At 36.2% G+C, this 13,732-nt stretch carries 14 protein-coding genes; 4 read left to right on the top strand and 10 right to left on the bottom strand.

Annotation, left to right across the window (positions count from 1 at the left end):
* Nucleotides 1–50: 50 nt before the first annotated feature.
* Nucleotides 51–449: a hypothetical protein gene (locus tag MKY09_RS02125; protein WP_169359081.1), complete on the top strand. Its 399-nt coding sequence runs from the start codon at nt 51–53 to the stop codon at nt 447–449.
* Between the two features lie 47 nt (nt 450–496).
* On the opposite strand, the gene MKY09_RS02120 is transcribed toward MKY09_RS02125, so the two are convergent.
* The 7 genes from MKY09_RS02120 to MKY09_RS02090 all read right to left on the bottom strand — a co-directional run bounded on the left by MKY09_RS02120 (nt 497) and on the right by MKY09_RS02090 (nt 8,037).
* Complete coding sequence (locus MKY09_RS02120) at nt 497–1,261, bottom strand: 3-hydroxybutyrate dehydrogenase (RefSeq protein ID WP_342567452.1); 765 nt, start codon at nt 1,259–1,261, stop codon at nt 497–499.
* 16 nt (nt 1,262–1,277) lie between these two features.
* Entirely contained in the window at nt 1,278–2,042 is a 765-nt protein-coding gene (locus MKY09_RS02115) for a 3-oxoacyl-ACP reductase family protein (protein WP_298471076.1), read from the bottom strand.
* Complete coding sequence (locus tag MKY09_RS02110; RefSeq protein ID WP_342567451.1) at nt 2,035–2,982, bottom strand: 3-hydroxyacyl-CoA dehydrogenase NAD-binding domain-containing protein; 948 nt, start codon at nt 2,980–2,982, stop codon at nt 2,035–2,037. Before MKY09_RS02110 ends, MKY09_RS02115 begins: the two co-directional genes overlap by 8 nt.
* A gap of 75 nt (nt 2,983–3,057) precedes the next feature.
* Nucleotides 3,058–4,380, bottom strand: coding sequence for an SLC13 family permease (locus MKY09_RS02105; protein WP_342567450.1), 1,323 nt, complete (start codon nt 4,378–4,380; stop codon nt 3,058–3,060).
* Between the two features lie 30 nt (nt 4,381–4,410).
* Complete coding sequence (gene hisD / locus MKY09_RS02100; protein ID WP_342567449.1) at nt 4,411–5,685, bottom strand: histidinol dehydrogenase; 1,275 nt, start codon at nt 5,683–5,685, stop codon at nt 4,411–4,413.
* Nucleotides 5,686–5,795: 110 nt separating this feature from the next.
* Entirely contained in the window at nt 5,796–6,791 is a 996-nt protein-coding gene (locus MKY09_RS02095; protein WP_342567448.1) for a LacI family DNA-binding transcriptional regulator, read from the bottom strand.
* 112 nt (nt 6,792–6,903) lie between these two features.
* On the bottom strand, nt 6,904–8,037 hold the full coding sequence (locus MKY09_RS02090) for an MFS transporter (RefSeq protein ID WP_342567447.1): 1,134 nt from the start codon (nt 8,035–8,037) through the stop codon (nt 6,904–6,906).
* A gap of 129 nt (nt 8,038–8,166) precedes the next feature.
* On the opposite strand from MKY09_RS02090, the gene MKY09_RS02085 reads away from it, so the two are divergent.
* A complete protein-coding gene (locus MKY09_RS02085; protein WP_342568203.1) occupies nt 8,167–8,496 on the top strand; it encodes a MazG-like family protein in 330 nt (109 codons plus the stop codon).
* A 307-nt stretch (nt 8,497–8,803) separates the two neighbouring features.
* On the opposite strand, the gene MKY09_RS02080 is transcribed toward MKY09_RS02085, so the two are convergent.
* Nucleotides 8,804–9,604, bottom strand: a complete 801-nt coding sequence (locus MKY09_RS02080) for a hypothetical protein (protein ID WP_298471087.1) — start codon at nt 9,602–9,604, stop codon at nt 8,804–8,806.
* 111 nt (nt 9,605–9,715) lie between these two features.
* Here MKY09_RS02080 and MKY09_RS02075 point away from each other — a divergent pair, with 111 nt between their 5' ends.
* Complete coding sequence (locus MKY09_RS02075) at nt 9,716–10,621, top strand: DL-endopeptidase inhibitor IseA family protein (RefSeq protein ID WP_298471089.1); 906 nt, start codon at nt 9,716–9,718, stop codon at nt 10,619–10,621.
* 126 nt (nt 10,622–10,747) lie between these two features.
* Here MKY09_RS02075 and MKY09_RS02070 read toward each other — a convergent pair whose 3' ends face one another.
* Together MKY09_RS02070 and MKY09_RS02065 are read right to left on the bottom strand one after the other, a co-directional pair.
* The gene (locus MKY09_RS02070; protein WP_298471091.1) at nt 10,748–12,133 is read right to left on the bottom strand and encodes a DUF4179 domain-containing protein; all 1,386 of its coding nucleotides are present in this window, start codon (nt 12,131–12,133) and stop codon (nt 10,748–10,750) included.
* Nucleotides 12,126–12,650 carry a sigma-70 family RNA polymerase sigma factor gene (locus MKY09_RS02065; RefSeq protein WP_342567446.1) on the bottom strand — a complete coding sequence of 175 codons (525 nt, stop codon included), beginning with the start codon at nt 12,648–12,650 and terminating at the stop codon, nt 12,126–12,128. The genes MKY09_RS02070 and MKY09_RS02065 overlap by 8 nt, the downstream gene beginning before the upstream one ends.
* A gap of 329 nt (nt 12,651–12,979) precedes the next feature.
* On the opposite strand from MKY09_RS02065, the gene MKY09_RS02060 reads away from it, so the two are divergent.
* Nucleotides 12,980–13,417 (top strand): hypothetical protein, encoded by a 438-nt coding sequence (locus MKY09_RS02060; RefSeq protein ID WP_298471094.1) that lies wholly within the window; start codon nt 12,980–12,982, stop codon nt 13,415–13,417.
* Nucleotides 13,418–13,732: the final 315 nt, after the last annotated feature.

Here is a 13,732-nt window from a genome sequence, read left to right as displayed (position 1 = left end):
TGGAAAAGATATTTAATCATTAAACTGAGGTTTTGAGAGGAGAGATAATAATGGAAAAAACTTGGAGTATACGATTAATTCGTTTTGCAGCATTATTTGGACTGATTGGAACTTATATTGGTTCGCATATGGCGGGTCAGATGGACTACTCACTAAGACCAATCCACGCTCACATACTTTTAGTAGGATGGTTATCTGTCTTTGCATGGGGGATTTTTTATCAAGTATTTACAGTCAAACATAAATGGATGGTAACTGTACAAAGTATTAGTGCCATGATAGGCGCATTAGGATTAACATTGGGCATGTGGATGTATAATCTAAATCCCTTTGACTTAAATGAAACATTGGTTATGGTCTTCTTTATCGTAGGGGGAACTGTTTTACTTTTTGCATTCTTTATGTTCTTAGTTATCACCTTCTTTACCGAAAAATCAAGTAAAGCATAATTTAGATTATTATATAGAAAAGGCCCTTACAAAATAAGGGCCTTTTATTATTGGGCTGTATAACCACCATCTAAAACGATTGCCTGGCCTGTCATTCCTTTAGCAGATTCACTTGCCACGTACAAAGCTAAGTCTGTAATTTCTTGAACGTCTAATAATCTTCTTTGGGGAACTAGGGGATACAATACTTCTTCCAGTACCTGTTCCACTTTGATATTTCTCGTTCTAGCTAAATCTTCAAATTGGTTGCGTACAAGCAATGTATCCACATAGCCTGGACATATTGCATTCACTGTAATTCCATCAGCTGCAGCCTCTAATGCGGCAACCTTTGTTAACCCAATCACCCCATGCTTAGCCGAATTATAGGCGGCTTTTCCTGCAAATCCTATCAAGCCGTTTATAGAAGCCATATTAATGATTCGGCCAAATTGTTGCTTTTTCATGTGTGGTAATGCATATTTCATAGCTACAAAAGGAGCTGTTAGCATTATTTTTATTAATAGCTCGAACTTTTCTGTCGGGAAATCTTCTATTAATGAAACATGCTGCATACCTGCATTATTTATCAATATATCTATTCTTCCAAAGGAATCTACTGTAGATTCAATGGCGTTCTTTATGTCCTCTTCTTTCGTTACATCACAGACAATACCCTTTACTTGCCCATTTAGAGTGGAGACAGCCTCATCTAATGCCACTTTATTCAAATCTGAAATAACTACTCTTGCTCCTGCCTCTAAAAATGCCTTAGCGACATCATAGCCAATTCCTCTAGCAGCCCCAGTTATAAATACTACTTTACCCTTCAATTGAATTCCTCCAATCTTAAATTGCAGTCCATCCACCATCAACCTTTAAAGTTTCTCCAGTCACGAAATTCGCCAAATCAGAGGCTAAATACAACACGGCTCCAGAAATGTCCTTTGGCTGCGAAAGTCCCTTTAAGAGAATTCTATTTTCGACATCTCTTTTAAAATCTTCATCCTCAAACATTTTGGCAGTTAACTCTGTTTCTATAAAGGTAGGTGCCACAGCGTTAACGTTAATACCAAGCTTAGCCCATTCAACTGCCAAAGCCTTTGTTAGTTGAACTAGACCACCTTTACTAGAACAATATGCTGCTCTATTGTAATATCCTACAAAGGCCATTTGAGAGGCTATATTTATAATTTTACCATTTCTTTGTTTACTCATAAATTTAGCCGCTGCCTGGCTTGTAAAGAATGCAGACTTTAAATTTAAATCTAAGACAGTATCCCAGTCATTCTCCGTTACTTCTAATGCAGGCTTTGCAATATTAACTCCTGCATTATTGATAAGTACATCAATTGTTCCAAACTCTTTTACTGTCGTCTCTATTAAATTATTAATGTTCTCCAACTTACTTAAATCGCCTTGAACAGAGATGCATCGATCGTTATAGCCTTGTAGTTCTTTCAGCGTTTCCTCTAATGCTATACCTTCTCGTCCGGAAATCACCACATTAGCTTTTAGCTTAGCAAATGTAAGGGCTATATCTTTCCCTATTCCTTTGCTACCCCCTGTTACAATTACAGTTTTATGCTCTAATTCAGAAAAGAAGTTATTCATCGCTACCTCCTAAATTCATGTCTCCCTTAAGAAAATGAATTAACATCTGTTCACGTTCTACATTTTTAAGCTGAGAAAATTGCTCGTCCCATGTATAGAAGCCTTCTCCACTTTTGTCTCCAAGCTTATGCTCTTCCACTAACTGTGTAAGCACTCTACCGGATTTTTGATCGGTGCTCAAGTCCTCAAAAAGATAATTTGAAATAGCAGAAAAAACATCAAGACCTCCCATATCCGCAGTCATTAAAGGGCCTGTTACCGGAAGACGACGCCCAATACTATATGTTACCGCTGCATCGATGTCCTCTTTAGTTGCTACCCCTGCATCAAGTAGGGATTGTGCTTCCCGAAATAACGCGTACTGTAAGCGATTCCCTATAAATCCTGGAATCTCTCTGTTTAATAAAACCGGTTTCTTCTTCATATGCTGAAGTACTTGCATAGCTCGCTGAACCGTACCGTTATCTGTCTTTTCACCCTTTACTACTTCAACCAAAGGAATTAGATGACCGGGATTCCAAAAGTGTGTAACAACAAAACGATTAGGATGATCCATTCCCTCTGCCAATAAACTTGGCATAAAGCCAGATGTATTGCTTGCTATAATAACATCCTTACCCACTAGGGCCTCTAATTTTTTATACATATTTTTTTTAAGATCTAGTACTTCAGGTATTACTTCAATAATAAAGGTTGTCTCTTTTACAACCTCTTCTAGAGATAGAGATAACTTAATGAGGTCCATAATGCGTGCTGCTTCCTTTTCATCAAACAAACCATTATCCTTCATTACTTTTATTTTATTTTGAAGGCCTTTTTTAGCAATCTCCAGATCTTGCTCATTAACTCCATATACTTTTACATGCAACCCTGCCCATGCTGCGGATAAAGCAATGGAGTGTCCCATTGTTCCACACCCTAGAATTGATACATTTTCCATTTTTTCACACCCCTAATTTTCTTTAATAACTAATACCCAACAAACGACTGTACTTCTGTTTGTTGGGTATTGTAATTATATCCCTATGCCAAAAGAGAAAAGAATGACAGCTAATATTACACCTAGAATCGGCACAACAACTGTTAAAGCTCCAAAGGCCGGATAAGCATCCTTATGTGTTTCCCCACAGATTGAACGAATAGTCGTAACTACATAGCCCCCTTGAGGTAAAGAGTCTAGAGAGCCAGAAGAAATCGCAACCGTTCTGTGAAGTGCTTCTGCATTTACACCTAAATCTAAATAATGTGGTGCTAATAGAGGTAAGGCGATAGCCTGTCCACCTGAAGACGAACCCGTTAAACCAGCTATAACAGCCACGGCTAATGCTCCACCAATTAGTGGACTACCTGGTATACCAGTCATTACATCAACTGCTGATTCGAACGCGGGAGTAACCTTTACTACACCACCAAAGCCTACAACTGCGGCAGTATTAGCAATGGCAATAACAGCACCCATTGCTCCTTCAGCAACTGCACCACCGAAATTTTGAAAATACTTTCTGTTAATCAGATAGGTAGCAATAATACCACCGGTCAATGCAAGGATTAATGCCGAAGTTTCCAATTCCTTATGTAAGACAAATGAAATGATAAGTACTACACCTAACGGAATCATACTTAGTAGCGGGTTCGGAAGTTCTTTACGAGAAACCTCTTTTACATCAGTTTCCCTACTTACAAACTTCTCACCATTATCCATTGCTTTCTTAATCATCTTTTTCAGCCACCAATAACCAAATGCCATCATGAAGACAGCTACAATAATGCTGACTTCCCACCCTGCATAAGGAGATGTTTTTAAGAATGGGATAGGAATCCAGTTTTGAATTTCTGGTGAACCCGCTGATGTCATCGTAAAGGTTGTAGAACCAAAACCAAGGGCGGCTGGTATGAACCGTCTTGGCAAATCTGCTTGCTTAAATAAACTCAAAGCCATTGGATATACAGAGAAGGCTACTACAAATAAACTTACTCCCCCATAAGTTAAAACTGCACAGGCAATTACAACAGCTAGCGCTGCACGCTTAATACCAATTTTACTAACAATCCATTGGGACACGCTATCTGCTGCACCACTATCCTCCATGACTTTACCAAAAATGGCACCTGCTAAGAACATTAACCACCAAGAAGCTATGAAGCTAGTAAAGCCTCCCATATAATTTGTTAAGAAATTGTCCGCACCTTTTTCTACAAGCTGCGGAAACAATGGAAGTCCATTCAATACACCAACGAACAGAGCTGTGAGTGGTGCGGCAATTAGAAGGTTCATCCCCTTCATAGTTAAATAAATCAATAAAGCTAGACCACCAAATAATCCTATGAAACCTAACATTCTTTCTCCCCCTTAACCCCTAAGAACTATTTATTTACCGTATCGTCTTACTCTTAATAACGCCTGTTCAGCATGGCCAGCAAAGTTTTCAAGTTGACATAAACGTGCTGCATATTCCCCAATATAGGCACTTGCCTCCGGTGTTACCTTTTGATAGGTTACTGTTTTAATAAATTTGCCTACCCATAAGCCGCCTGTATACCTTGCCGCACCCTTAGTTGGAAGTGTATGATTTGTACCAATAACTTTATCTCCATAGGCAACATTCGTTTCTGGCCCTAAGAAAAGGCAGCCATAGTTCGTCATATTTTCTAAGAAGTAATTAGGATCTTCCGTCAAAATTTCCACATGCTCAAATGCTAAACGATCAGCCTCTACTCTAGCTTCTTCAATAGAATCTACTAATAGAATTTGTCCATAGTCTTCCCATGAGACTCTCGCTACATCGGCCGTAGGTAAAGTTTGTAATTGACGCTCAATCTCTATTAACGTTTCCTCTGCCAATTTTTCTGAAGTAGTTATTAAAGCTCCTGGAGAAGTTGGACCATGTTCTCCTTGTCCTAGAATATCTGTAGCAACCATTTCTGCATCTGCTGTATGGTCCGCTACAACTAAGGTTTCAGTCGGACCAGCAAACAAGTCAATACCAACGCGGCCATAGAGCTGACGCTTTGCCTCTGCTACAAATGCATTACCAGGGCCAACAATCATATCTACCGGTTGAATAGTCTGTGTCCCAATTGCCATTGCAGCCATTGCCTGAATACCACCTAGCAAATAGATTTCATCTGCCCCTGCCAACGACATAGCAGCAATAGTAGCATAAGGGATTTCTCCATTAATCGGAGGGGTGCATGCAATTACTCTTTTTACTCCAGCAACTTTTGCAGTTAACACACTCATATGCGCTGAGGCAACCATTGGATATCGTCCGCCAGGTATATAACAGCCTACGCTATTTACTGGGATATTTTTATGTCCTAAAATTACTCCTGGAATATTTTCTACTTCTACATCATGTAATGAAGCTAGTTGGGCTTCTGCAAACTCACGAATATTCTTTTGAGCAAACTTTATATCCTCAATTACCTCTGTTGGTACTTGTGCTACCATTTCTTCAATTTGTTTTGTTGTTAGACGAAATGATTCAGGTGACCATTTATCAAATTTCTCTGATAATTCACGAACCGCTTGATCCCCTCTAGATTCCACATTCTGTAACGCTTCTGAAACTATTTGAGATACCTTTAAATCATTAGCGCTTACTTCTTCTTGTGACTTACCAGCTTTTATTAATTTAACCATTTGTAGTTCCTCCCCTTTGTATGAAAACGCATTCAAAATAATTCACTTCATTTTTGCATACGTATGCAAAAAATATATACAAGTAAGATTATTCTAATTACATTAATTAGTCAACAATTTTGTGTCGATTTTCGTACAATTAACCTTCCATCAATCTCTATATTCTGTGTCTGACCAGAGTATTCGCTGATTTCGGCGGTTAAATAGTCAACTGTTACGTTTACCATTTCATTTATTGGCTGCTCCCAAGTAGTTAAACTATAAGAAGGCCAAGCGGACATCTCAATATTGTCGAATCCCACCACCTTCACTTCATCCGGAACAGATATATGATGTTTTTTTAAGGAATCCATCACTCCTAGAGCCATAATATCATTCGCCACGAATATCGCTTCAGGTACTTTTCCCTGAGAAACTACTTCCTCGATTGTTTTATACCCACCCTCATAAGTAAAATCAGAAATGTATTTTTTATATTTCACTTTATTTTCTTTTAATACCGTTACAAAGCCTTTTTCTCTCTCTATACTTGTCGATGTGTTTTCATTGCCAGAAATATAAATCATATTAGAGCAACCTGCCTCCAATAAGTACTGTGCAATTTGTTTACTCGCCTCTAAGTTGTTACAGCAGACAGAATAAAACTTATTACCATCAATCTTTCTATTAAACAAAGCTAAAGGAATTCTGTTATTAAATAGATCCTCGTTAGCTTGCAAAGACAACGTGGCATCCGTAATAATGACACCTGCCACATTATAGTTAAGTAATATATCAATATCCTCCTGTTGAATCTCATCGTTATTTGTATATACAAATAAAATGCTATAGCCCAACTTTTTAAATGCAGTTGTAAATTGCTTTAATACCTGTGGATAAAAAGGATTCTGGACCCCCTTCATAACTAAACCAATTATTTTTGTTCTATTTGTAATTAAACTACGCGCAAATTCATTCGGTCTATAACCTAATTCCTTAGCAGCAGCTAATACCTTCTCACGAGTTTTTTGAGACACAGTCGCCCCTTTAAAATAAACACGTGAGACAGAGGATTGAGAAACGCCAGCAAGCTTCGCAACGTCCTTAGCAGTAACTCCTTGATTCATCTTACTCACTACCTTCATAAAAGTTTAATTATTTCAAACTATACAATAATATTGTTTTTTTGGAAATAATAAACACTAATCTCTGCTAAAAGATTAGTGTTTACCAACAGCTTTAATCTTCACCTTTCTTCCCCTTAAACAACAACGATCCTCCAACTAGAAAAACACCACTAAAAAGAAATACGCCTGCCATTCCAACAGAGCCTCCAATTACCCCAAAAAAAGCTGGTGCTATGAGCTGAAATAAGCGATTTATAGTTATTCGTAGTCCTAAAACTTCCCCTGTCCGTTCTGGTGGAGATGCATTATAAGTCGTTGTCATGGAGATTGGCTGTCCGCACCCTAAACCTAATCCCATCATAATAGCAAGAAATGCAATTACAATAACGGAGCTTGTCAAAGGCAACAATAAAAAGGCAATCCCTGCGACAAATATGGATACGAATAGGATAAATTCTCTCTTATATATTTCTAAAAGCTTTGGTAACACAAAACGTACAAACATGGTTGCCAATCCCTGAAGAGCTATGATCCAACCTATTGTAGACGTAGACAAGTTCATTTGCTTTCCTAGTAACGGAAAGTAGGCAACAAAGATATCTTTTGAATAAAGAACTAAGGCACTGGAGAACAATGCCCTTCTTATTAACGGGCTTTCCAATAGCTTGATAGAGTCAATCATTTTAGTTGGCTTTCTATGTATTTGTTGCTCTGCCTTAGGGATTTTTAAAGAGAAGATAATACCAGCTAATCCTATCCCCACGCATACTATATAAACAATTTGAAAGGATATATGTTCAGATAAGTATCCACCCATTAGAGGACCTACTACAGCTCCAAAAGCAACACACAAACTGAACATACTGAAATAATAATCTCTATTTTTCTTAGTCGTTTGGTGACCTAACTGATTTTGTAACGCAATAGGTATACTTATATTCCCTATCCCTAACAGTAACTGACTTGCAAACAATGACCATATAGTAGAAAAAACAGCTGGTACAATCATTCCGGCTATAAGGCTAACAAACCCAATAACAATAGGGAGCCTATCTCCTATTTTATCTATTATTTTGCCTGCATGAATCGAAAATATTAATGGTAAAAAGGCAAACGTAGAGGTTAAAATACCAATAATCCAAATAGAAGCCCCATATTCATCCGCTGAAAGTGTAATGACAGGTCTAGTTGCGTTTACAACAGTATGAAATAAGAATATTAATAGTAAGACTCCTTTTAGATTCATATATCTCCCTCCATCCCATTATGTATAGTTCAATATTATATCAATACATAAGCCACTATGTTTAAAAGAATATAGACCATTTGTTCATAAGCTTGGCTATAATAATGGTAGTCATACAATACATAAACCATTTTATGGTTACAAAAGGGGCAGAAGAATATGAAGGAATTAACAGAGGAAATTTTAGAGTTCAACAAAAAAAGAGGTTGGGTTCGCAATACCGATGCTCGTAGTCTCGCGATCTCTATATCTTTAGAAGCTAGTGAACTATTAGAGCATTTTCAATGGCGTACCCCAGAAGAAGCTATAGCAAACGACAAACAAGGCATTGAAGAAGAAGCGGCAGATGTTCTAATCTACCTCCTACAACTGGCAAACCTATTAGACATAGATTTAAAGGAAGCAGCAAAAAAGAAAATAAAAAAGAATGCTATAAAATATCCTTTACCTAACAAATAATGAATTGGGGGTGGGATAAACTCTCCTCAGAATAAATAGCCTTGAAAATTCTACGATTTGGTATAGTTTTGAGGGTCTTATATTATTTTTTTCTGTAGTAATTTTCTGTTATGGCGTACGTTTTACAGGGGCACAGCTTTCAGCTGACGTACGCTCCCCCCTTTGAGTCTCCGCCTCCTCTCCAAATAATAAGAATTAGAAAGTCGGCTGACTTTAATAAGAAATAAAAAGGTGATATCAAGTCGCTGATTTCACCTTCTTTTAATTTATAGACTAGTTATGTACCAGCCTCCATTTTTAAATAATCCTACTCGTTAAATGTTGCGATTATTTCTTGAACTAGCGACCAAATCTCATAGTTATAATCCGGATCTACTACATACCAATACTGTATATCCCTTATAAAAGCGTGTTTTTCTTCTAAGGAAGAATCTTGAATAAATCGACGCATTCTTAATAACTCTTCTGTATCACTTATCCGACTATCCAAAAATCTATATCTTTCCCCACCGTTTTTCCCTATAACCCCTAATCCATCATAAGTTTCAATTACTATTTTATTTTTCCTTTTCTGCTTCGCTGAAGAAAAATTTGATATAACATCTACCTTTTCAGCCATGGGAAAGATACTTTTTAACTTCGCGAAAACTTTTTCTTGTTTCATTTCCCATGAGCTTGGAAGTTCGTCCATATATTCACTTACTATTACCTTTTCCTGTTCTTTAGTTGAATACAGACTTAATTGTTCGATCAATTCAGCATGAGGAACCGAAAATACTAGATTTATAAATTCCTCGAAACTGTTCGTCAAGTAACGAATAGGAGGATCGTTAGTAGGGGAAACACATACAATAGAGGCTCTCATTAAATCTTCAATTTGTTGAAAGTCAGTTAAAAAACCGAAGTGAATTCCACCCCCTCCAGTTTCCGCAAAGGGTATTAAGTCAGGCGGTGTGATGGAATATGGAGAAAGTTCCGTAGCTGGTCTAAATCCGATCATATCTAACGATAAATCTTCCTTGTTAAGGTTCTCCTCTAGTTGAATGAGTTGTAAGATTTCTTTCGGGATCAGGTACTTTCCATAAACTTCTTTTAACTCTTCAGACATAATCTGTGCTCCCTCAACATAATATTTATTAGCTATATATTCTCCAAACTTAACAAAATACCTTTTCTAATGTTTTTGCTCTATTAAACAACACAAATTGGAGGAATTTAAATGAAACCTACAAACGTTTTACTAGCATTAGCCACAATAACTCTATTACAAACCCCATTTATCCCAATAACAGAGGCAGCCACAACAGGGAATATAAAGAGTAACCAAACCGTTATTCAAAAGGATCAGCTAACAGACAAAATAGCTGTGGACCTAGCTGCTAAATATGAGGAGGCCTATCTGTTTGTAAGTAGTGGAGGAGGCTATAAGAATAGAGAATATGATACTTTTCTATATAATGACTTAGCCTATCGTTATCTATCAAGTAACATTAATACCAAGGCAAAGCTCATGAAATATTTAACTGAGGTTATGACATCGCAGGCAGCAGAACACTTTATAAATGACTTAGAGATTTTAGAACATAAAGGAAAGCTCGCTCAAAAAGAAGCTGACATAGGTTCTCTAGAGGAATGGAAAAAAGCTACAGCAGAGGTTATAAAAAAGGATAAGGATAAGGTTCAATATCGATTAACCGTACCTATTGGTGAGCCTTCAGAAAAAATAATGTACAGCGTAGAATATCAATTAGTTGAAAACATAGGTTGGCGTGTTAGTAAGAGACCAGTGGTTGACCTAGATATTCCAGACAAAATAAACCCTGTTCATATTTTGTTTACCAATTTATTATCGAGCCCACAAGTTGCTCAAAAGCAACTATTACCGACTTCTTATTTTGAAGTAAACGAGTTTAAGAAAGGGCTCAAAAAAGTAGATCTATCAAAGATTAAAGAAATAGATAGAGGCTCACACCACGTGGAGTATATTGCTACAATTTTTGTAGAGCTTGAAAAGGACTACAAAGGACCTCTAGTTTCTGGGGAAAATAAAATGTATTTTATTGTTCAGCCCAATGGATATATGGATTTTAAAATTCATCAGGTAGGTCAAATAGAAATGTATTGATATTATATTTCCTACTTTTAAAAAGACAGCAAATCAAAGTTGATTTGCTGTCTTTTTACTTTATTCTTATTTAGCTTTTATCAACCCCTGAGACCCGCTATCAGTCATTGGCAACTTACACTTTCCTTATTTATCTTGCAAATCTATTTCAATCTTTACGTTTTCATCCTCAATCCAAGAAGGATAATAATCTAAGGCCAATCTAACTTGTTTACTATTTGGTGGAATTTGAAATTCAAATTTTGTTTTCCCACCTGGGAGATCTGTAAAAGAGCTGGTCACATATTGAGTGCTTGGATAATAGGGACTGTCGTCATACTTAAATGTATACTCCTCTTCCCTTTCATTTGTTATTTTTGGAAAATAAACGAACTCTTTGTTTCTATCTGCATCGATAACAAAGCTAACTTGATTGTTTTCAATTTTTAAATCTGAGAAGATAGAATCCTTTGGCTGCTTTATAAACTTAGATAAATTTGTATCAATGAGTAAATAAGCCTCGTCTTTATCGATTGCTGCTACTTTTCCAAACTTTAATGTCAACTTTTTGGGGCTATAAAAATAAAAGCTATCAGGCACGGAAACCGTAAATTTGTTTTGCTCCCAATAATAGCTATCAGCGTGCGTGGACCATTCTCTGCCTTTTTCATCTACCAATCGGATATTATTAAATGCACCATATAAAAGCTTTTTGGTATTACTTGGTTTTGCCTCTAAAAATAATTTCATTCCCGTCGGATCTACTACAATAAATTTTATTTCTACTATTTGCCCTTCTATCTCTACTTCCTTATTCACGGTAAAAGTTTTGCTCTCCAAGTTATTTATTTTCTCGTAGGAAAAGGGTATTTTAAAGTTTTCAATTTTATCTCCATTGATAATTCCTATTTCTAATCTATGGCCTTCAGAAGGCAGACTTGACTTATACCTAGATTCTATACGATGACTAGAGCTGAAAGCCTTCAATCCCTTTTCTGTAGCTAAAGGATAAAAGCTATTACGGATTTCCATACTATATTCATATGGCGATCTTTTATTTGACTTCACTCGCCAATATTTATATCCTAATTCACTCAAATCCTTTTCCTTCGATTCCACGGTATAAAAAATAACCATCCCTTTCTCATCAACAATCACTCCATCCAACGTAACCGTAATTCCGTGTTCGGTTTGGGATACATTTACCGGTTGATAGATGTCATGTTCTACTGCTGCTACAAGACCCTTGTCATTTTGAATAAGAGCTACTACTCTATCCAAGCCAGGAATCGCTGACACTTTGTTGGCAAAGGCTGGAGAAACGTTTACCGAGGTTACAAATGCTATGAATAAAATGGCTGCCATAGCAATGGACAATATACTGCGCTTCGCAATCATTCTCTTCCTTTTTTTCTCTTGTTTTGCTTTTTCAAAACCCTTCCTAACGGACATTTGTACCCTATCCACTGGAACATCTACCTGGTTGATTACATATTTTCTTGTCTCCAATTTTTGTTTTTCCTCTTCAAACACGCTTCATCTCCCCTTTCCCTTCAAATTGATGTCGTAATGAGCGGAGTGCCTTATGTAGTCTAGTTTTAATCGTCCCTTCTGGTGTCTTCCACATGATTGCAATATCTTTAATTTTGATGTCTTCAAAGTATTTGAGATGGAGTAGCTCTCTTTCGTAGTCAGTCAGATGTTTAAGTGCCTCTTCTATTTCTAGAAAGGTAAAATTCTCCTCTACTCCAATTAAGTGTAGTAAGTCATCCTCAACTAATTCACGCTTACTTTTTCGAATTTCATCCTGGCAATAGTTCATCATGATGCGGGTTACCCATGTTTTAAAATAAGCCGGCTCTTTCAGTTTCCCTATATGTTTAAAGGCTCTATAGGTAACTTCTTGCACAGCCTCCAATGCATCCTCTTCATTTTTTAAAAAGGATATAGCAGTCCTATATAATGCTTCCTGATGCACATGCATCAAGTCCAAAAAAGCTTCCTCATTCCCCTTTATCGCTCTTTTTACTAATAACAGTTGTTCGCTCAAACCATCACCCCATTTCTACGTCCCTATTAATTAGACAGACTAATTGAAAAAAAGTTTTACATTTTTATTGTAAACGTACTTTAATATGTTTTCGTGTAAAATTCATTTCATTTAATTTGTTCTACTATAAAAATTTTTACATTATAGGAATTAAGTGTTTCTACTCAAAATATACTTAGTAGGAAGGCTATTTTTATATTTTTTTTGGTTTTTTTTACGAAAAATCAGTAAATTATTAATTTTATTATGCTTAACTTAAGATATTAATGTGAAAATGGGGTATACTTAATAGTAATGAGTTTGTGGATTTGTAAAGGAGGCACTACTTTATGTCAGTCGCTAGTGAAGCATCACAAGTAAATCTTGATTTTTTAATCAACGAATTAGGTCTACAACAAGTTTCTAATACTTCCGTGTTTCGTAAAGGAAATATTTTTGTCATTTCGCCATCGGTTCAAAATAAATCAAACACGTTTGAGCTAGGTGAATCACTTATGAAAAAGTTTAACCCTGAAACAGATGATGGATATTTACTCATACGTCTAAAAGAAAAATTCCTTATGTGTAAGTTACATCCCTTCCAACGTAAAATGATGACTTCGGATACCGAAAAAAGCACGAAAAGTAAGCCATCTTTTTGGAAGTTCCATGTAATAGAATCCATCATCCCACGTATTGAAAATAGCGGTGATAGAGAGCTAACGTTTAAAATCCAAGCTCCTACCAATAAGCAGCTAATTTCTTTTTTTAATAAAGAAAGCCTATAGTAAAAACCAGATCTAGCTTATAGATCTGGTTTTTATTTACTTTCATTTTATTAAATTTTCCAAATAATTAAATAAAAACTTGAATACCCTTCGATTTAAAGATAATATAAATTTATAATCTTAAGGTGAGATGAGGTATTAAATTGGAGCTTATTACCGTTAATTTTCTATTCAATTTATCCTTAATTATCATCTTGTTTTTCCTTTGTTTCACTAACTTAAGAAAACCTGGTAGCTTGCTTAAAAGAAAAAAAACCTCTTTAATATTTTTTGTTATTACATTACTTCTGTGCTATTTGTTTTCCTATCATTTAA

It is taken from the genome of Psychrobacillus sp. FSL K6-4046 (assembly GCF_038624605.1).
Classification (GTDB): Bacteria; Bacillota; Bacilli; order Bacillales_A; family Planococcaceae; genus Psychrobacillus.
Note: the sequence above shows the minus strand (reverse complement) of the source record. Positions and strands in the feature narration are given on the sequence as shown.